This window comes from Candidatus Alkanophaga liquidiphilum (assembly GCF_053996935.1).
This window is the reverse complement of the sequence record NZ_JBMXYC010000010.1, coordinates 1-18254: the sequence shown is the minus strand read 5'-3', so window position 1 is coordinate 18254 and position 18254 is coordinate 1. Positions and strand designations below refer to the sequence as shown.

At 51.4% G+C, this 18254-nt stretch carries 22 protein-coding genes and 1 pseudogene; 6 read left to right on the top strand and 17 right to left on the bottom strand.

Annotation, left to right across the window (positions count from 1 at the left end; genetic code table 11):
* Positions 1–6: 6 nt before the first annotated feature.
* A complete protein-coding gene (locus ACXJJA_RS01250; protein WP_456486411.1) occupies positions 7–1173 on the top strand; it encodes a potassium channel family protein in 1167 nt (388 codons plus the stop codon).
* 141 nt (positions 1174–1314) lie between these two features.
* Here the strand turns inward: ACXJJA_RS01250 and ACXJJA_RS01245 are convergent, their stop codons facing one another.
* The gene (locus ACXJJA_RS01245) at positions 1315–1560 is read right to left on the bottom strand and encodes a hypothetical protein (protein ID WP_456486410.1); all 246 of its coding nucleotides are present in this window, start codon (positions 1558–1560) and stop codon (positions 1315–1317) included.
* A 71-nt stretch (positions 1561–1631) separates the two neighbouring features.
* A pseudogene (gene tnpA / locus ACXJJA_RS01240) lies at positions 1632–1967 on the bottom strand (IS200/IS605 family transposase).
* A 92-nt stretch (positions 1968–2059) separates the two neighbouring features.
* Between tnpA and ACXJJA_RS01235 the strand changes: the two are divergent.
* Positions 2060–3265 (top strand): RNA-guided endonuclease InsQ/TnpB family protein, encoded by a 1206-nt coding sequence (locus ACXJJA_RS01235; protein WP_456486409.1) that lies wholly within the window; start codon positions 2060–2062, stop codon positions 3263–3265.
* A gap of 33 nt (positions 3266–3298) precedes the next feature.
* Positions 3299–3835, top strand: a complete 537-nt coding sequence (locus ACXJJA_RS01230) for a macro domain-containing protein (RefSeq protein WP_456486408.1) — start codon at positions 3299–3301, stop codon at positions 3833–3835.
* A 101-nt stretch (positions 3836–3936) separates the two neighbouring features.
* Here the strand turns inward: ACXJJA_RS01230 and ACXJJA_RS01225 are convergent, their stop codons facing one another.
* The 9 genes from ACXJJA_RS01225 to ACXJJA_RS01185 form a co-directional block, all read right to left on the bottom strand.
* Positions 3937–4065 carry a hypothetical protein gene (locus ACXJJA_RS01225; RefSeq protein WP_456486407.1) on the bottom strand — a complete coding sequence of 43 codons (129 nt, stop codon included), beginning with the start codon at positions 4063–4065 and terminating at the stop codon, positions 3937–3939.
* A gap of 4 nt (positions 4066–4069) precedes the next feature.
* Complete coding sequence (locus ACXJJA_RS01220; RefSeq protein WP_456486406.1) at positions 4070–4822, bottom strand: DUF7289 family protein; 753 nt, start codon at positions 4820–4822, stop codon at positions 4070–4072.
* 27 nt (positions 4823–4849) lie between these two features.
* On the bottom strand, positions 4850–5311 hold the full coding sequence (locus tag ACXJJA_RS01215; protein ID WP_456486405.1) for a hypothetical protein: 462 nt from the start codon (positions 5309–5311) through the stop codon (positions 4850–4852).
* Entirely contained in the window at positions 5283–5711 is a 429-nt protein-coding gene (locus ACXJJA_RS01210; RefSeq protein ID WP_456486404.1) for a hypothetical protein, read from the bottom strand. The genes ACXJJA_RS01215 and ACXJJA_RS01210 overlap by 29 nt, the downstream gene beginning before the upstream one ends.
* Positions 5699–6202: a DUF7288 family protein gene (locus ACXJJA_RS01205; protein WP_456486403.1), complete on the bottom strand. Its 504-nt coding sequence runs from the start codon at positions 6200–6202 to the stop codon at positions 5699–5701. The genes ACXJJA_RS01210 and ACXJJA_RS01205 overlap by 13 nt, the downstream gene beginning before the upstream one ends.
* Before the next feature lie 8 nt (positions 6203–6210).
* Positions 6211–6861, bottom strand: a complete 651-nt coding sequence (locus ACXJJA_RS01200) for a DUF7287 family protein (protein WP_456486402.1) — start codon at positions 6859–6861, stop codon at positions 6211–6213.
* A gap of 77 nt (positions 6862–6938) precedes the next feature.
* On the bottom strand, positions 6939–9440 hold the full coding sequence (locus ACXJJA_RS01195; protein WP_456486401.1) for a PKD domain-containing protein: 2502 nt from the start codon (positions 9438–9440) through the stop codon (positions 6939–6941).
* A 12-nt stretch (positions 9441–9452) separates the two neighbouring features.
* Positions 9453–9728 (bottom strand): hypothetical protein, encoded by a 276-nt coding sequence (locus tag ACXJJA_RS01190; protein WP_456486400.1) that lies wholly within the window; start codon positions 9726–9728, stop codon positions 9453–9455.
* Entirely contained in the window at positions 9725–10126 is a 402-nt protein-coding gene (locus ACXJJA_RS01185) for a hypothetical protein (RefSeq protein ID WP_456486399.1), read from the bottom strand. The genes ACXJJA_RS01190 and ACXJJA_RS01185 overlap by 4 nt, the downstream gene beginning before the upstream one ends.
* A 179-nt stretch (positions 10127–10305) precedes the next feature.
* On the opposite strand from ACXJJA_RS01185, the gene ACXJJA_RS01180 reads away from it, so the two are divergent.
* Entirely contained in the window at positions 10306–11097 is a 792-nt protein-coding gene (locus tag ACXJJA_RS01180) for a LolA family protein (protein WP_456486398.1), read from the top strand.
* Here ACXJJA_RS01180 and ACXJJA_RS01175 read toward each other — a convergent pair.
* On the bottom strand, positions 11094–11744 hold the full coding sequence (locus tag ACXJJA_RS01175) for an acyltransferase (RefSeq protein WP_456486397.1): 651 nt from the start codon (positions 11742–11744) through the stop codon (positions 11094–11096). The genes ACXJJA_RS01180 and ACXJJA_RS01175 overlap by 4 nt on opposite strands.
* A gap of 135 nt (positions 11745–11879) precedes the next feature.
* Here ACXJJA_RS01175 and gyrB point away from each other — a divergent pair, with 135 nt between their 5' ends.
* Together gyrB and ACXJJA_RS01165 are read left to right on the top strand one after the other, a co-directional pair.
* Entirely contained in the window at positions 11880–13796 is a 1917-nt protein-coding gene (gene gyrB, locus ACXJJA_RS01170; RefSeq protein ID WP_456486396.1) for a DNA topoisomerase (ATP-hydrolyzing) subunit B, read from the top strand.
* 302 nt (positions 13797–14098) lie between these two features.
* Entirely contained in the window at positions 14099–15418 is a 1320-nt protein-coding gene (locus tag ACXJJA_RS01165; RefSeq protein ID WP_456486395.1) for an NAD(P)-dependent malic enzyme, read from the top strand.
* A gap of 18 nt (positions 15419–15436) precedes the next feature.
* Here ACXJJA_RS01165 and ACXJJA_RS01160 read toward each other — a convergent pair whose 3' ends face one another.
* The 5 genes from ACXJJA_RS01160 to ACXJJA_RS01140 form a co-directional block, all read right to left on the bottom strand.
* Positions 15437–15895 (bottom strand): hypothetical protein, encoded by a 459-nt coding sequence (locus ACXJJA_RS01160; RefSeq protein WP_456486394.1) that lies wholly within the window; start codon positions 15893–15895, stop codon positions 15437–15439.
* A 337-nt stretch (positions 15896–16232) separates the two neighbouring features.
* Complete coding sequence (gene mcrC / locus ACXJJA_RS01155; protein ID WP_456486393.1) at positions 16233–16862, bottom strand: methyl-coenzyme M reductase I operon protein C; 630 nt, start codon at positions 16860–16862, stop codon at positions 16233–16235.
* A gap of 60 nt (positions 16863–16922) precedes the next feature.
* On the bottom strand, positions 16923–17327 hold the full coding sequence (locus ACXJJA_RS01150) for an ABC transporter permease (RefSeq protein ID WP_456486392.1): 405 nt from the start codon (positions 17325–17327) through the stop codon (positions 16923–16925).
* Complete coding sequence (locus ACXJJA_RS01145; RefSeq protein WP_456486391.1) at positions 17291–17728, bottom strand: ABC transporter permease; 438 nt, start codon at positions 17726–17728, stop codon at positions 17291–17293. The genes ACXJJA_RS01150 and ACXJJA_RS01145 overlap by 37 nt, the downstream gene beginning before the upstream one ends.
* Positions 17637–18047, bottom strand: coding sequence for an ABC transporter permease (locus ACXJJA_RS01140; protein WP_456486390.1), 411 nt, complete (start codon positions 18045–18047; stop codon positions 17637–17639). Before ACXJJA_RS01140 ends, ACXJJA_RS01145 begins: the two co-directional genes overlap by 92 nt.
* Positions 18048–18254: the final 207 nt, after the last annotated feature.

The window sequence follows — 18254 nt, the reverse complement described above, 5'->3', positions numbered from 1 at the left end:
ATTGTTATGGGCATGAAACGGAAAAGTGCAAAGGAGCTTCTTACTGAAATGAAAGACATTTCGGAGTTGATGCTCGACCTCTCGTATTCTGCGGTGATTTACGAGAACAAGGAGATAGCGTGCGAGGTGCTGAAGCTCGAAAGGCAGATGGATTCGTTGCTTTACAGCGCAAGGATCATGATAATGCTCGGCGCCCGCAACGTCGAAGACGCCGAAAAGCTCTCGGGTGTGCTCCAGATAGCATCTGCTGCTGAGAAAATTTCAAACGCAGCTGGCGACATCGCAAAAGTGGCTCTCGCAAAGGACGTGCCTCGAGACCTTCGAGGCGAGCTTGGCGACCTAGAAGAAGGGGTTATGAGCTTAAAGGTTGGAAAGGACTCGCCGTTCAGGGGGAAAAAGCTAAGAGAGGTTGAAGCGGATACGGGGATGCGAGTATTTGCGATAAAGCGGGGGCGGCGTTGGATTTATTCGCCCGAGGAGAGCGAGGTGCTGCGGGCGGGCGATATGATACTGCTGGTGGGACCGACGGAATGCGTCTTGAAGCTCCATGAAGCAAGAGGCGAGCCTGCGACGAAAGAGGCAGGAAGGAGGCCGCCCGCCGTGGAGAGAGCAATTGACATGCTCGTCGAGATGAAAAACCTTTCGGAGCTGATAGTCGGGCTGGCGTATTCCGCCGTGCTCTTCTACGACAAGGAGATTGCGAAGGAAGTGCAGAACTTAGAAAGAAAGATGGACGGGATGAAGGACGAGCTGGAGTTTTTGGTGCTGAGCGCCGCAAAGGTAGTAGGCGAGAGCCGCTTTAACGAGCTTCGGGGGCTCCTGCACATAGCAATGTCTTCTGAGATAATCTCAGATGCCGCCTACGAGATTGCGGACGTCGTGCTCCGGGGCATGGAGTTGCATCCCGTTTTCATGGCGTCTGTGCGCGAATCTGATGAAGTCATTTCAAAAATAGAAGTCCAGAACGAGGGCATCTCAGGAAGGACGCTCGGCGAGCTTGAGATAGAAGGGTGCACGGGCATGTTCGTGCTTGCGGTTTGCAAAAAGGACGGCAGGTGCCTTTATAACCCGCCTGCTGACGTTACGATAGAAATAGGAGATAGGGTCGTCGCGAGAGGTCCTAAAGAGGGGGAGGGAAAGCTGCGGGATATTTTAGGAAAGGGTTATAGTTAATTCTCTCTGAGCGGGAAGTAGTGACCTTCTTCCCGGCTAAATTCGGGGGCTTCAAGAAGCCGGGGCATGCCCTGCCATAGTCGAGCGTCGCGGGACGGCTGCGACGGAGATACGTCAGCTGAGAACGCATATCGGAGTCTCTTACACGTCCCCATTATCGCTGTCCCTTCTCACCACAAGCCGCAGCAGTGCTCCTTGCTGTCTCCGTGCGACCCGGTTCAGCCGTCTCAAGTCGGGCGTGCTCAGTCCGCAACGCCCCCCTCTCTGACCGTGCCATGGGAAATTACATTTCTCGGCACAATCCCGCATGAACCCATGTCGTGAGCAGGAGTCCCGCGGTATTTTGAGTCCGCTCCGCCACGAACGCGCCAGTAAGCCCTTTCTCATTAATTTATAGAATTTGCCGCAAGAAGACCACCGGTTTCAACCGATGGATGAATTGCGGCTTCTACGATTTTTCACCCCCTCAATGTATTTTTAATTGTTTCTGCTGAAACATGACCAGCAGTACCAACGTAGTAGCTTGGAGACCATATACGTCCTCCCCAAAACTCTTTTTTCTTAGCTCTGGAGACTTCTCAAACAATCTCTTTGCAGCCCTTTAAGATTTTAACTATGTTTATTGGAGCTTCGAAAGGTGGGTTGAGATGAATAGATGGATGTGGTCGGTTAGGCATTACTTCTAACTTGATGACCTCCCAACCGTTAGCTTCAGCTATTGTTTTAATCTGGTCTTCTAGAAACTCCTTGACTTCTCCAACCAGAACTGGTTTCCTGTACTTTGGACACCACACAATGTGATAGTTAATCTCGTATACTGCTGAGCTCGTCCTCCCCCTACCTATGGGGAGTTAACTTTAAATACTTAAGGTTTTCTACTATAGATGTGAAGATACAGAAGGTCATAAAGTGCAAGGTTGTTTGCCTCACAAATGTTAAGCGTGAACTGCTTATTCAGGAGTATGAGAATCTCCAGAGATTCCTGTGTGGCGACAACTCTGTCAAGCTGTATTCTGCCAATAAGCAACAAGCCGAGCGATTCTACAAGAGAGTTAAACCCGATAAGGAGTACCCCTTGTCAATCCGTAAGGATTTGATAAAAGTGGAGAAAAGAGACACCAAAATCGCCAAGTACTGGGCTCGCATACCAGTAGCGGGAAGGAGGGGTGGTGTTTGGGTTGCTATTAAGCCCCATCAAGATATACCAGATGTCGAGATTTGTGAATCTAAGCTCTTTAGGCGAGGCAGTGATTTCTACTTGCATTTAACCATCCAGAAGGAAATTGACTTCATTAAGGTTGAAACATCTGATTATGTCTTGTATGCTCCCCCATCATTTACCGTTGGTGAGAGAACCGTGGTGATAGCAATCGACATAGGAGAAGCAAACCCTATAGCATCTGTGGAGTTATGGGGTTTTGGAATGCAAAGGAAAAACGTGAGATTTCTTGGCAGAGAAGTAAGGGCAATAAGACAGCATTACAACTGGGTTAAGAAATCGGTAGGAAGAAAGAAGATTAAGCACGCTGTGAAATGGATTAAAGAGCATGTGGAGCACAAGGAGTCGAGGAAGGTAGCGGACGTTTTGCATAAGGCAACTCGTTCAATGGTTGATAGAGCTATTGAGTTAAAGCAATCGGGCTTTGAGCCAATCATAGTATTTGGTAACCTCAAAAGAGTCAGAAAACCCCGTGTTAAGGGTAAAGTGAGGTGCAGGAAAAACAATCGCAAGGTGCACACAATGCCCTCATTTAAGGTAAAGCACATGCTAACTTACAAAGCCCTGTGGGCTGAAATACCGGTAGCTATTGTGAACGAGGCATGGACATCAAAGCAATGCTGGAGATGCCATTCAACGAACACGGTTGTCAGAAAGAGGATGTTTAAGTGCAAAGACTGTGGGTTGGAATACAATCGTGACTTAAACAGTAGCGTGAATATAGGTAACAGGCTCCTCGGCTACATGCTGGGGAGCAGGGCTGCCGTGAGTGAACCAGCCCCACCCAAACTCCCCCAGAGTGCAGTGTACGATCGGCGATTCAGTGTGCGAGGGGGGAAGCCACCCGTTTTAACGGGTGGTAGTTCACTGTAACGTCTTGTAGAAATACAAACAGGGTGGAAAATCATGATGCATATGCACAAGCGCGTTGGCAACTCCACTTTAGAGCTTATAGAGGGCGACATCACGGAACTCGACGCCGACGCAATTGTGAATGCGGCGAATTCCTCGCTGAAGATGGGCGGCGGTGTAGCCGGGGCGATTCTTAGGAAAGGCGGTTACGAAATTCAAGAGGAGTGCGACCGCATTGGATATTGCCCGGTCGGCGACGCCATAATCACAACGGGCGGGCGGCTGAAGGCAAAATACGTAATACATGCCGTTGGTCCTAAATGGGGCGAGGGCGACGAGGATGAAAAGCTGAAGAATGCGACCCTGAACTCATTGAAGCTTGCGGACGAGCGGGGGCTAAGAGGCATAGCCTTTCCAGCAATTAGCACTGGCATTTTCGGCTTCCCCATGGACCGCTGCGCAAAAATAATGCTCTCCGCCACAATTTCATACCTGCAAGGCAATACGCAGCTCGAACGTGTGGTGTTCTGCCTTTTCGGCAAGGACGCCTTCGAAACTTTCAGGAAAACGCTTGAGGAGCTGCTGCCGTAGCTGTGAAGGACGAGCCTCAACAGGCGGCGACCCTTCTCTTGAACCCGCAAGACAAGCTTAGCTGCTCAGCACCGCCAAAGCAGCTCGTAGATCGGACTCTGCTAAGTTCGTGAGACGTTTTCACTACCGCACTGCGGACAGCGTATCGGAAATTTGTAGGGGCTTTCTTGGAAAACATAGCCGCACTCGCACATGAAAAATACTCTGCCCTCTTCGGTTTCGAAGCTCATTTTCTCACCCTATAGTCACATTATGCACAACAAGTGTGAGAGTGAAATTCGACGGACTGGAGACGTTCACATAATTCTTGTGAGGCGAAGGTGGAGAGAAGTCCATGTCACTAAAACTAGCATTGACCTCTTCTAAATAATATATCCATGCTTGGGAGTAAGAGCCGCCGACTGAAATATTGACGTATCTTACATTTCCAGTAGCTACTAAGACAGATGTCGCATTCATCTCGTCGGGATATTGTTGTATTGTCAGCTCGGCGACGCTGCCACCTTTCGAGAATGCGCCTGAGACGTTGATGATGGAAATATACAGATATTTTTTGCCACTGACGTTGAGGAAAACGATTTTGGGCTTGGAAACGATAATGCTGCTGTTCGGGAAATATTCTATGACGGCGCCGTTCTCGTAGGCGATTCCACGGTTGCCGAGCATGAAGACAAGGCTCTGGTAGGTGAAATTCCTACCTTGCGGATTGCCGGTCCAAGAGATATTCATCCAACTTCCGTTGGAAAGGGAAAGGGAGCCTTGGCTCACTCTAACTTTGACTGTTCGGGCAGGGGATTGCCCCAAGGCTACTTTTTCGACGTTGCTTTGGATAGTAAAAAAAGCAGTTTCCATGCTTTGGAAGACCGAATTCTCCTGCGTCCTCTTAATTAACGGCATACCGCCGACATAAACAATAGTTACGACCGTCACGACCGCTGAAAATGTGAGAATGTATCCGATAACTTCGGATACGCCCTTTTTGTCCATAATGCTACTAATGCTACTAACCAAGGTTCACCACCTCCTAAAGCCCAACGTCAGTTCCTTAACGCCGCCGTAAGCGGTCGTCGTGTTCGCAGAAGCGTTGACCTCTGCGCTCATTCCGCTAAGCGTGTAATTCAGGGAAAAGCCCTTGAATGAGTAGAGCTGAAGCTGGTCTGAGGCGGGTGGGATGAAAACACGGTAGCTATATCCACCAATTTCCGAGGGCAAACGCTCCGTGACGGTAACGGAACCGTCATGTGGCAGCGTGATTATCATCTCCATTATTTCGGTGCTGAACGCATTCCCTAAATCGTTAAACTGCTGCTCCGTCGTTACTTTCGATGGGAAGGCGAGAAGCGTATCATGATAGAGATACAAGCTTGCTATGAAGACAATAACGGCTGTTGCGAATATTATAAATGAGATTGGCGACACCGCACCGCTTCTCATAATGCTGCTTTTCTCACTCCAGAGGAATACTTCTTTCCGCATACACACCCAACGTAAAGTTTACTTTTTCGTTCGACAGCAAAATACAGATGCTGGCACTTTTTTCATCCTTTTTCACCATGCTTACATTTACGACAAAGCCATGAGCGGCGTATATCTTTGAAACGTTCTCAGCATACTCTGCCATTGAATCATTAAACGCGCCGAAATCCCCTTTGGTTCTAACAAGCTTTGCGACCCTCACGGTTTCCGCGTAAAGCTCATTTAATTCGTAGCTTGGGAATTGCATCTCTGCCTGCGAGACTCGGTAGCCTGCGGAAAGCGCTTGGTTCAGGAGCAATACGACAACGAGCAAGCCAAGTGCGAGAATCAGCCCTGAGAGGACTATCCATTGCCCTTTGCGTGCTGTGCTGTTCCTCGCCCTGCCGCTCAAATTTGCCATGCCGTCAACCTCACTTCATAAACCTCAGGAACAACCCCATCCAATACGGTAACAAGTTTCCAAACAGAGACGGCGTTCGCAGGCGGCTCGCCGAAAGTGTCGTTCGTGCCATTGGGGACTCGTTCGAACGTTAACGTCGTGGCATTCAGCCTCAAAATTTCAACTTTACAGAAGACACCCTTGTTTGAGAGGTTGGTTTTGAGCCATTGTCCCATGATTTCGTCAGCCCCGTTAAAAGAGCCGTTGACGGTGCCGTTGACCTGGTGGTAAAGCCAGCTTGTGTGGTCTTCTCGCTCCATGTCAAGGATGTTGAGGAAGTCTTCAGCGTAAAGCTTTAGCTGGACTGCCATGGTTTCGGAGAGCTGCGTGCTCGTCGTCGGAACCGAGCGGGCGGCGAAGGTTACGACGCTAATGATGAGCAAGGCTGTCATCAAAGCCTCTATCGTGTGCATCTGTCCTCTTTTCAGTCGTTTTCTTAATCTTTCTTCCACGTCCTCACCTACCATACGTAAACGACGAGCTTCACGCACTTCGCATCACCAAGCTGAGTGCCAAGGTTTGGAGGCGCATCATCAATGGCAACAAGCCGCTCTATCTTTTCAACGTTAACGTTGCCGCTGCTTGGCACGGGGGCACCAATTTGCAATATAGGCAAGTCGCCGAATTCAAGGAGCGAGATGTTGAAGTTATATTCAAGCTCACTGCCGCCCATCTCGATGAAGAGTCCAAGTTTTCTATGTATATTCTGCTCTTCTGGGATATAAGTCTGGTTGTTCCACCATTCTTGTAATTTCTCTATTTTCGCCCATGAAAGATTGTTGGGGATTATATCCTCGTAGGATGACCAAATCGGGGCTCTTGTCGCAAGCCCTACTCTTTTGATATTATTTAAGACCGCACATACCGCTGTTAAGTTGCTGAAATTAAGGTTTTTATGCCATTCCGAAATTATGAAACCACCGATGTCGTAAATTCCGCCATCCTCGACGAGAACGGTGCTCGTGCGGAAGGCGACGGGCTGGAGGTCAGTGGCTCTCGTTTGAAGTGGAGTGAAAAGTGTTGGTAAAAGTGATATGAGGAGAACTAATGTGAGCATGAAAACGCCAAGTCCTGTGAGGAAATCCACGCTTACCTGCGCCTCTTTTGCCATCCTTACAAAATTAGTTGGAAGGCAGAGTTAAAAAATTGCGGAAAATTGGAAAAAAAATAAAAAATAAAGAAAAAATGTTAACTAACTTCTTTTATGCGCACTCTCACCGCCGCGGCAGGGTCGTTGGTTGGGCCTATCCATTCCTCCGCTCCGTCGACGAGCTCGCGCACATGCAGCGAGACCTCGTGCATGCCGCTAGCCATCGGCACCCATGTGGCGTTGATTTCTACGTCTTTCTCTTCTCCCGCATTTAAGGTCGCATCCTTCTGGGCTAAGAGCATGCCGTCAACGCAGAGTTTTACTCTGACTGTAACCGGGGTGCTCTTGTTGTTCTTGATGGTTAATGCACATGCATCGATAGTGACAGGCTGTCCTATTGTCGGGCTTTCGGGAGTGATGCTAAGGGCGTGTTCGCCGTTCCACGTGACGTTGCCGCTCATCTCTGCGCTGCTGCCGCTGCTGACGATTATATTCTTCTCGGTTGTAGAGCTCTTGCCGCAATTGTCTTCAACTTCAAGCACTACGGTGTAACCTCCGGGCTGGCTGTATGCGTGACTTACCGTAACCACGTTGCCCTCTGCGTCCCAATTGCCGTCGCCGTTGAAATCCCATCTGTAAACGGCGATGTAACCGTCAGGGTCGTAGCTGCCGGAAGCATCGAGCGTGATGGACTGGTTCGCAAGTGGCGTCGTATTGCTCACATGAAGCACCGCAACCGGCGGCAAATTCTCTAAAACTCGTATCTCATGCGTTGCGTTCATTTTTGCACCGTCGTCGTCAGTGACAGTCAGAATCACCGTATAGTTGCCCGCTGTGGCGTATGTATGCGTCACCGTCTGCCCACCTCCCGTAGCGTCATCGCCGAAGTTCCATTCGTAAGCAATTATTTCGCCGTCAAGGTCTGAAGCATCCGCTTCGAACTGCACCTCATCGCCCTCGCTTGTGACCTCAGGTCCAACTATGCCCACGCTTGGCGCTCTGTTGTTTATTTCCACGGTGACGGTTGTGCTGTTCGTCGCTCCGAGGTCATCGGTGACGGTCAGGGTCGCTGTGTAAACGCCATCATCAGCATACTGGTGCGTCACGACGCCGCCGCTTGCCGTGTTCCCGTCGCCGAAATCCCACTCGTAAGCGACGATGACGCCGTCAACGTCGTAACTCGCAGAACCGTCAAATGTTATGTCGGCATAAGTGTAGGTCTCGTTCGGGCTCGCAGTCGCAACTGCGACGGGCGGCGCCGTAACTGCAACGCTGAGCTGCGGCAGTGGAACTTCGTGTTCCTCGCCAAAAGCGTCTTCGTAGGTTACTTCCGAATCACCTGTATTCAGAACGACGCTTCCTGAAACCAGCGGCTTAACGTCGAAGGAGACGCTCCAAGTCTCATTGGCAGAAAGCTCGCCGACGTTCCAGACGAGCCGGTTGCCCACTATTTGCGGCTCTTCAGTCGCTCCGCCGGCGTATTCGACGTCTTCAGCGAGCTCGAACGTGACGACGACGTCTTTAGCAGTAATGTTGGAAAGTTCGACAGCCAAGTCCCTATAGATGTCGCGAAGGTCTTCACTGGTTGCCGGGAAGAAGGGCACACCGCCTGTCGTTTCCGCAATCTGTGTCAGCTCCTCGTAGTTGACGCCGCCCCAACCAATGACGTATATCGGAATTCCGTCGTTAGCCGCCCTTTGAGCTTGGTCGAGCGGGCTGACGCCCAAGTTCCACCAGCCGTCGGTCAGCAGGATTATTGCCTTAACGGCGTCTTCTCTCCCGTAAGCTTCGAGGTGGTCGAGCGCTCTGTCAAGACCTTCGCCCATGGGTGTGCCACCGCTCGCAGAAAGCCCGTTTATCGCACTCTTGACGTCGTTTTTGTTCGTCGTCAGGCTCTGGACGACCGTACAGTATGCGGAATAACTCCAGCCGCTGGAATGGAATTTCACGAGAGCCGCTCTGTCATTACTCTTCAGGAGGTCAACGAATTCATTAGCCGCGTCTTTTGCTCCTTCTGTTCTCACAGGTGGCAGCTCCGCACAGAACGTCCTCTGTGGTTGGGTGTAGCCTGAGTGGTAATAGTAGAGCTTCGCGTAAACCTCGTAAGTTCCCGGTTGTAGGTCGCCCCAACGGACAACCGAATATCCGCCTTTAGTGCTCGTTGTCGCTCCTGTATCTTTGTTTTTTAGGTAGGCGTAATAGTAGTCATAGTCATAGAAGTAGACATCGGCGCCATAGCCACGACCGGGGAGCGTCTGAAGCATGACTTCTACCTCTTCTGGCTCGGAGACGGTGAACTCTCCAACCTTCTGGTAGCTCGTGGTGAGCGTTACGTCGGACAGGTCGGTTATAATGGTCCCGTATCGGTTCATCGAACCAGAACAGTCCATGACGAGAGCGACGTCGAGTGGGAACGAGATTTCAGGCGTGCCGTTTCCGGTGAGCGTGATTGTTACCCTCGTGGTCTCGCCGAGTTGTATGACGTCCGGGCTGACGCTTGCGTCAGCAATCACATATACGCCGCCTTGCGCCACTGTAGCCGCTGTCGCCGCAACAAGTATCGCAAGGACGAATATCGCTAAGAGCTTTGCGTCTCTCATCGCTTCTCACCTCTAACTGGTCGTTTCAATCGTCGTGTTTTCGAGTATCTGCTGGACGAACTCCGCCAAATCTTCGATGTAGACGACGCTTGTCTCGTCGAACGGGTCAGTGCCGACGACGAACTCCACGAGGTCAGGCAGCCCGTCGCCGTCGGAATCCACGTCTATGACGTCAGGGATGCCGTCACCGTCCGAGTCCGGAAACTCGTCAGCGAGCGAGACTGAAAGCAGCGAGAACAGACAGAGCACCAAAACCGCAATGAAAACCGCAGCGAAAATCTTCTTCATAAAATCCCCCCATCTGTTTTTAAAAAGCGTTCGACAAGCCATACGTCATCGGCTATGCCGCATGCGCCGCTCTTACCTCGTGCGCTCTTGTAGAGTTTGAACGAGAGCTCTGTCTTCGGGTTGTGCTCGACATTAAGCTCTGTAAGCGCCTTGCCATCATCCTCAGAAAAAAGGAAGACGACTGCCGCAGCCGTTAGAGCCGTGAGCAGCGCCGCCGCCCCTGATGCCTCAAAATTTGGAAGCTTCCCAAGCTGTGCCTCTTTGATGTCCGGGATTCCGTTGTGGTCGGCGTCCACGAAGATGAGCGAGAGCGCTGCATCGTTTGCACTACTGCACGTCGCAAAAACGCCGAAACTAAAGACTACAAGCGCCACAACCGCTACAGTTTCCACCCGCATAGCCTCGCTCACATATTAAGAAGCCCATTTTAAGCCCGTTTCCAAAGAATAAAAATTTATTACTGTTATTTTGAAGTGATGTTAAAATAATCTGATGTTAAAATAATATGCTTTCGGATATTGAAAATCTGTTAAAAGTTATGATTAACCTTATATTCAAGCTTCCAAATTTTCTTCATGTGAGGCGGCTTACAGTGCTGGCGGCAGTGGCAGGCTTAGCGATTGCCACTATCTTGGTTATAGGCATACTTATGCTCACGTCACAGCAGGAGAATAGTGCTGAAGCGCTATTGATTTCGTCAAAGGATGCCGTCAAGAGTCTTCACACTTTAAGAGCTGAAGCCTACACGTCGAAGGACGTCAAAACGCCCACCGCACACGAGCGAGCTAAATACGTTTTTAGCGTGGAGTTTGCAAGCGATTTGGGCACAAGGATTTCGTTTAATGACTTTAAGTTCGAATATGAAGGAGAAAATGAAGAAACGATGGAAAGGGTGGGCGGTGAACTGGGGAAGACGCTTGATGGTGCTTGGCTTCTGGAGAAGGGAGAGTATTACTGGTTATACACGCCTGCGGTTGCGGAGCACGTCGTCGAATATAAAACTGGAAGCGGCTTGCTGAGATACGAATTCTTGCCCATATTCCACTTTGACGTTGCCGAACTTTTCAGCTTTGCCGAGAATCCCAGATATTTGGGAACCGAGCCATTAAACATAGGGAATGACTCTGTTGAGGCACATGTTGTCGAGTTCGACCTGCCGGCATCGCTTATCCCATGGCGGACCGCAGCCGTTGTGAAGGTATGGATCTCCGCCGCCGACAGGCTCCCTCTTAGGGTTGTCGTCACCTCAAAATACGAAAACACCGACATCACGCTTGAATTCGGCTGCACATCCTACGAAAAGGACGTGAGCGTGCCGCCGGGACATTTTGAGATCCCCGAAGGACTTTTCGTCGTTAGGCGTTATTAAATTCTATTCAGCGTTTTTAGGCGCTCTGGAAGGTCCAAAATCTTCGCAGGAACGCCGACCGCAAGCTTCCAAGCAGGGACATCCCTCGTGACGACGGCGCCGGCGGCGACGAAAGCGCCCTCGCCGATTTCCACGCCGGGAAGGACAACGGCGTTTGAACCCACGGTTGCGCCACGCTTTATAATCGGTCCTTTCAGGGGATATTCTTCTCTTATGGGATACTTGTCGTTCGTTAGCACGACGTTCGGACCCAAAAACACAAAACTCTCGACGACGGTGTTCGTGGGGATGTAAACGTTGGATTGTATGCTCACGTTGCTGCCGATTTGGGTCTTTCCTTCGATGACAGCGTTTGTGCCGACGAGCACGTCGTCCCCTATCGTCGTTTCCTCTCTTATCATGACGTTGTGCCCAGTTCGCAAATTATCACCTATCTTCACATCGCAGTAAATCACCGTATTTGACCTTATCACGGCATTATCTCCGATTTTCACGCCGCTAAACTTGTATTCTTCCAAGCTTATTCCCTTTTCAGTAATTTCCTTTAATATCCTCGGCGTCGGGTAGCCGATTATTACGTTTTCGAGGATTACTGCGTTTTTTCCTATCTTCGTGTCTCCGTAGATTCTTACGGACTCGTGGATCATCTTTTAATGTTTAAAGGGAGCCTTTAAAGTTTTGTGGCAGCCAGCGTAGGCTACGGGGCATCGTTCTTTTCTTGACATTCCTTCTGGCGAAAACCGAAAATAATAACATCGTGGCTGGTATCTTTATTTCTGAGCATGGCGGAAGAAGAGGGCGTGGAGTATAACGCAGAGCACATACAAGTGCTTGAAGACCTAACTGCGGTCAGAAAAAGACCCAGCATGTATATTGGCGATACTGGACCAAGAGGGCTTCACCATTTAGTCTTTGAGGTAGTGGACAACAGCATTGACGAGGCGCTTGCGGGTTTCTGCGACCGCATCACCGTCATCTTGCATGCGGACGGCAGCGTCACCGTCGATGATAACGGCAGGGGCATCCCCGTGGACATACACGAGAGATACGGGGTGCCCGCGCTTGAGCTTGTGATGACGAAGCTGCACGCCGGCGGGAAGTTCGACGGCAAAATATACAAGGTTGCGGGCGGGCTGCACGGCGTCGGCGTTTCCGTCGTGAATGCGCTCTCGGAGTGGTTGGAAGTCGAAGTCCGCAGGGACGGGAAACGTTACTTCCAGAGGTATGAGCGGGGTAAGCCTGTTTACGAGCTTGAAGTCATATCAGAAGTCGCTTCATCTTTGGTTTCGCCTCCGGCGGAGACGGGCACGAGGATAAGGTTCAAGCCCGACACTGAGATCTTCCAGACCACCGCTTTGAACTTCGAGATAATAGTGTCAAGACTCAGGGAGCTTGCTTTCTTGAACAGGGGCATAACTATTGAAGTATTCGAAGAGGGGAGCGGTAGGCGGGAGGTATTTAAATATGACGGCGGCATCGTTGCATTCTTAGAGTTCCTGAGCGAGGGGAAAACGCCTCTGCATAAGCCAATCTACTTCAAAAGGGAAAAAGAGGGCATCATCGTGGAAATAGGCATACAATACACAACTGCCTACGAAGAGAACATCCTCACGTTCGCAAACAACATAAAAACGATAGAGGGGGGCACGCACCTCATCGGTTTCAAGTCTGCGCTCACGAGAGTGATAAACGATTTCGGAAAGAGGCGTGGAATGCTGAAAAAAATGACGCTCAGTGGCGATGATGTCCGTGAAGGATTAACGGCAGTCGTGAGCGTTATGCTCCGAGAGCCGCAGTTCGAGGGGCAGACAAAGACAAAACTCGGCAACAGTGAGGTCAAGGGCATCGTCGAGTCCGTCGTCTGGGAGAACGTTTCGGAATTCTTCGAAGAAAACCCCGAAGACGCCGTTCGCATAGTGGAGAAGGCGGTGAGGGCTGCGAGAGCCAGAGAGGCGGCACGCCGCGCTCGTGAGCTCGTTAGAGGGCGTGAAACTTCCTTAGACCTCCTGCCGGGAAAGCTTGCTGACTGCGTGAGGCATGGCGAACAAGCAGAACTTTACATCGTCGAAGGTGAATCCGCCGGCGGTTCCGCAAAACAGGCAAGAGATAAAAACTTCCAAGCGATTCTGCCTATTCGGGGCAAGATTCTAAACGTGGAGAAGGCGAGGCTTGACAAGATTTTAAAAAACGCAGAAATACGGTCGCTAATAACGGCGCTCGGCACTGGTATAAGGGGGGACTTCTCGAAAGAGCGGCTACGCTATAATAAGGTTATTATAATGAGTGACGCCGACGTTGACGGTGCGCACATACGGACGCTGCTTCTCACGTTCTTTTACCGCTACATGCCGGACTTGGTCAAGGGGGGGCATGTTTACATAGCAATGCCACCGCTCTACGCCGTGAGAAAGGGCAAGAAGACGTTGTATGCATATTCTGAGGAAGAATACAGGCGGATACTTGAGACTCTTGGCGAAGACGGCGTGCGAGTGCAGCGCTACAAAGGTCTTGGTGAAATGAACCCCGAACAGCTCTGGGAGACGACGATGAACCCCGAGACGAGATTCCTGAAGAAAGTAACGCTGCGAGACGCCGAGGAGGCGAACATGATTTTCTCGGTACTCATGGGCGAGGATGTAGAGCCTCGCAGAAGGTTCATACAGGAGCATGCGAAGGAGGTAAGGAACTTAGATATATGAAATATTAAAGTGAAGTAGGGATAGACATGGGTGATGAAAGCAGGTGCGGGGGTAAGAAGAAATACATCCCGCCAAGGATTTATGAGAGAGAAAGGTTTGAAAAGATGATGGAGAAGAGTGATATTGATATTGGCATGTTGTAGAGACGTATTATAGGGGTGTGTATGATGGAAGAAAAGGAGAAATCGAAGTGTCAGGGAAAGAAGGAATACGTGACGCCGAAAATAAAGGAGTTCATGCACATGGGCGACATAATGAAGGGCGCAAAGGGCTTGTAGCGGCGTAGGCTGCGGCGTGATTTTATGCAGTTTTCAGAGGACGAGCGTTTAAGGCGGGCAGAGCTGCCGAAGCAGCGGGCTAAAGAATATCACCGTCTCTACAAGGGAAAGATAGAGATTTCGTTAAAAGTGCCGGTTCGCAGCTACGACGATTTTGCGATCTGGTATACGCCCGGCGTCGCAGAGCCTTGCTTGGAGATTAAGGAAAACGAAGATGCGGTTTTTGAATACACAAACCGAGGGAATACCGTCGCTATCGTCACTGACGGCACGAGAATCTTGGGGCTCGGCGACATCGGGGCTGCGGCGGGGCTGCCTGTCATGGAGGGCAAAGCATTACTTTTCAAATATTTAGGTGGTGTTGACGCCATCCCGATATGCTTAGGCACCAAGAATGCCGCCGAGATAATTTCGGCGGTGCGCTGGCTCTCGCCGACGTTTGGTGGCATCAACCTCGAAGATATAGAGACGCCGAAATGCTTTGGGATTCTGGAGACACTCAGGGAGAAACTTGAGATTCCCGTATGGCACGACGACCAGCAGGGGACAGCCTTAGTGACGCTCGCAGCGCTTATTAACGCCTTGAAAGTCGTCGGCAAGGACTTGAAGGACGTGAAGATTGCGTTCGTCGGAGCGGGCGCCGCCGGCATCTCTTGTTTCAAATATGTGGTGAAGGCGGGCGCTCGTCCCAAAAACATCGTGATGTGCGACAGTAAGGGCATCTTGCACCCCGCTAGGAAGGATTTAAGCGACGAGAAGCGCAGAGTGGCGGAGCTGACGAGCCCTGAGGGGGCAGGCGGCATAGCCGAGGCCTTAGAGGGTGCCGACGTTTGTATTTCAATGGCACGCCCAGGTCCGGGTGTTATAAAGAAGGAGTGGCTCCGCCGCATGAACGACGGCGCCGTTTCCTTCAACTGCGCAAACCCCGTCCCTGAAATCTGGCCATGGGAGGCAAAGGAAGCTGGCGTTAAAATAGTTGGAACTGGGCGGTCGGACTTCGAAAACCAAATAAATAACGCACTGGGCTTTCCCGCAGTTTTCAGGGGCGCCTTGGACGTTGCCGCCCGCAAAATAACGGACGATATGTGCTTGGCTGCAGCAAGAGCGATTGCGGAGTTTGCGGAGGAGCGGGGCTTGAGCGAGTCTTACATCATTCCGAAACTGGAGGAAACGGAGGTTTTCATAAGGGAGGCGGTAGCTGTGGGCTTAGAGGCGATGAAGCAGGGCGTCGCCCGCAAGAAACTCAGCAAGCAAGAACTGGAAGAGGCGGCGGCTGCGAAGATAAAAAGAGCGCAGGAGATTTTGAAGCTGCTGATGCGTGAAGGGCTCGTGCGGTTGCCGTAATGTTGTTACGGTGCGCAATCAATCTGCCGCGAGCCTTTCAAGCTCGCTTGCTATGTTCCTAAGTTTTTCAGCTAGCTCCTTGGTCTCCGATGCGAGTTTCTGGAGCTCTGGCGGCGCGATTGCCGTGAAAAGTTCACGGAGCGTCCTCCTGATGAACTCCCGCATCTCATCAAGGTTACGGCTGCCAAGCTCGACAACAAAGAAGCCGTCCGCCGCCGCAACCTCCCTCGCAGACGCCGAAAGTTTTCTCACCACTAGAATTTTGAGCTGCGGCACCTCCTTGAGATTCTGCGTCCGCCCGAACTCCTCGTTTATCACCCGACGATTTACCGCCTTGTTCCACCAGTCCTTGCAGGAGACGTAAACCGAAAGGCGCCCGCCCGTCACGCTCTTCCACGCCCAGACATCGCACTCCACCGGCGACCCCACCCTCGAAGGGCGTCGCTCCCAGAGCCGCCAGCTCGCTGACCTCAGCATCGCTCAATGGACGCCTTTCAGCCGTCCTCATGAGTTCAAGGACACGCCCTACGCGCTCTGGGTCATGCTGCCGCACAAATTCGGAAAAGCAGAACTCCAAAGCTCGTTTTAAGCCAAGCTGCTCAACCAAGCTCCTCCAAATTGTTTCATAGCTTGCAAAACAGGCTTTAACCAAACTCTGATCGAATTTCAACCCTTTTGTGCTCAGGTAGTCAACAATTTCTTTAAGGTCCTTTGCAGGAAGGAGCCAAAGCATAAGGTGCAACCTCTCCATCGATTCTGCAAACTCCAAGGCGTGGTCGGGGATTCTGACTGTCACCTGCATGTCGCCCACCAGCTACCCTTTCTTCTCGCCGTAATATACGTTAAGCCAGTATTTAACTTTGCCTATGATTTCCTCGAGCTTTTCCGTGGGGCAAGTATGCCCTCGGATGACGCCGGTTACTATGTCGACGACCTCGCCTTTTGTCTCAGCGTTTTCGTTAGGGAAGCCTCTAACCTTGACGCCCGCCTCTGCAAAGCGTTCGAGCGTCACTGGCGCCTGGCAGACGACAATTGCGGGGCGTTCTACATGCCTTATGAAGATTTTGACCTTGTAGATGAAGTGCGCTGGGATATTGCCGGAGTGGATTAGGACGAGCTTGTGCATGTTCATCTGGACGATTTCTTTCGGGTTGATGCCGCAGGTGCTCATTCTGCCGTGCATGTGCTTCTCGATGAGCTCAGAAGGGAGTCCGGTGCCGGCTTCGAGGACGAGGACGCTTGCGTTTATCCCAGCTTCCCTGAGTCCATAAGTGATTTCGCAGACGGGCTTTGTGATGTGTCGCGGTTGCGGTCCCATTGAGAGTATGATGACGTCCCGCTCCGCCGCTTCGGAAAGCGTGCCCTTCGCCGCAAGCCCGCCGCCGAGCCCGATGCCGGGTGTTTCTCTACAGTCAACAACGAACGTCTTCCTTCCTACTGTCATCTCATTATTTCGTGCGGTCTCACGTAAATAATTAACCAAAGTGTAGCTACGTCATGCAGTTTACTTATATCTGACTGCTTCGACCGGTCTCATCTTGGAGGCTTTTCTTGCTGGGTATAGCCCAGAAAGGACGCCGACGAGCAGGGCTACACCTATGCCCCCCAGAATGATTTCCAGCGTCACGACTGCGGGGATTTCTATGCCGAAGTATACGCCAGCGCCGACGCTTATGGCTTTTGCGCCAAGAACGCCGATGGCGCTGCCGAGGACGCCACCGAGCACACTGACGACGCAGGACTCCAAAAGGAACAACAGGAGGACCGCGGCGTCCGTGGCGCCGACCGCCTTCATTACGCCTATTTCGTGGGTCCTTTCCATTACGGACATGAGCATTGTGTTCATTATGCCCATCGAGGCGACAAGAAGGGCTATGGATGCAATACCGACGAGCACTGCCTGTAGCATTTGAACACGTCTTCTAACTGTTCTATGAGGCTGCCCATGGTAACAGCCTGCGTGAGGTCTTCGAGCTTGTGGTTCTCGTCTATTCGCTCGGCTATTTCTTCTGCGATGTTTTCAGCCTTGCTAATGTCATACACTCGCACGAACATCGAGGAAATCTCGTCAGTGCCAAGCACGTCCTTAGCATCTCGGACGGTGACGAAAATCTGCGTGTCTATTTCCGCCCTGAAGCCGCCTTGCTCCTCGATTATGCCGACGACCCTGAAGCGGCTGCCGTTTATTTCAATGCGGTCGTTCACGTCAAGCTGCTCGTCAAAATACTCGTTGGCGACGAGGTAGCCGACGACGCACACGCCACGGCCGTCTTCCCTCAGCCAGCCCTCGCCCTTCCTGAATGCGCACAATCTCGCCGAACATCGCCCTTGTATCCTTGGGCGCTGTTCCCACAATTTCTACTAAAACCCGCTCATCCCTGAACGCCACGTCCCGAATGCCACTGACGAATGCGACGACGTCCTTGACGCCGTTTATTCGTTCGATGTCCTTGACGTCCTGCTCGGTGAAGCCGCCGAGGGCAACATAGCCACGCCCTGGGATAAACTTTTCGGGAGTTACCATGATGAGGTCTGCCATCTCACTCAGCTCGCCGGTCACCGCCGCTTCCATGCCATAGCCAACGGCTAACAGGAAGACGATGGCGGCAATTCCCACGGCTATGCCCAAAATCGTGAGAGTTGAGCGTGTTTGCGCTCTCTCATGTTCCGAAATGCCAAAAATAGGAAGTCAAAGAGATTCGACAGCATTTTTAAGAAGACGTTGCTGCTAATTCCTACTTTTGAAAGGTAGCAGCAGGGGAGGCGGGTGGTTTTATATATGTCGCTTTACTATTTATCGACGTAGGGTCGGGCGACCCGAAGTGAAGCCCTCGAC